Annotated in this window: 1 protein-coding gene; it reads left to right on the top strand. The window is 70.8% G+C overall.

The features are described 5' to 3' along the window. The coding region (locus H7J86_RS00050) for a zinc-binding dehydrogenase (RefSeq protein WP_267288602.1) at window positions 1-698 on the top strand (698 nt) is incomplete at its 5' end. Between the last annotated feature and the right edge of the window lie 28 nt (window positions 699-726).

Below are 726 nucleotides of genomic sequence, written 5' to 3'. Positions count from 1 at the left end.
AGAGCCGTCTGCTGGCGGTGCCGGAGGGGGTGCCCGCTGCACACGCCGCGGTGACCGAACCGCTGGCGGTCGGGGTCCACGCCGTCGCGGCCGCGGGTATGGAACCCGGTGACGTGGCGCTGGTGCTCGGCTGCGGTCCGGTGGGGCTGGCGGTCGTCGCCGCGCTCAAGGCGGCCGGGCACGGACCGGTGGTGGCTGCCGACTTCTCGGCGACCCGGCGCGGGCTGGCGGGGACGATCGGCGCCGATGTCGTGGTCGATCCCGCGGAGCACAGCCCCTACACCCGATGGACCGAGCTGGCCGGCCCGGCGTTGCCGATCTCGCCGCTGATGGCTGGACCCGTTCGCGCCAACACGGTGATCTTCGAATGCGTGGGCCGCCCCGGCGTCCTGGCAGCGGTCATGGAATCCGCGCTGCCGCACAGCAGGATCGTCGTGGTCGGGGTGTGCACCCAGCCCGACACCATCGTCCCCGCGATCGGCACGACCAAAGAACTCGCCCTGCGCTTCGTCTTCGCCTACCGGCCGGAGGAATTCGAGACGTCGCTGCGGTGGATCGCCGACGGCACGGTGAATGTCGCAGCGATGATCACCGCGACCCTGCCCCTGTCGGCGGCGGCAGAGGCGTTCGGTGCGCTGTCGCTACCCGACGAACACTGCAAGATCCTGCTGACCCCCGACACCCAGGAGATCGTATGACCCGCTTGCGCTTCGGCTATTTCATCGC

The organism is Mycobacterium hackensackense, from assembly GCF_025822555.1.
Taxonomy (GTDB): Bacteria; Actinomycetota; Actinomycetes; order Mycobacteriales; family Mycobacteriaceae; genus Mycobacterium; species Mycobacterium fluoranthenivorans.
The sequence above is the reverse complement of the archived record's forward strand: the minus strand, read 5'-3'. Positions and strand labels throughout refer to the sequence as shown.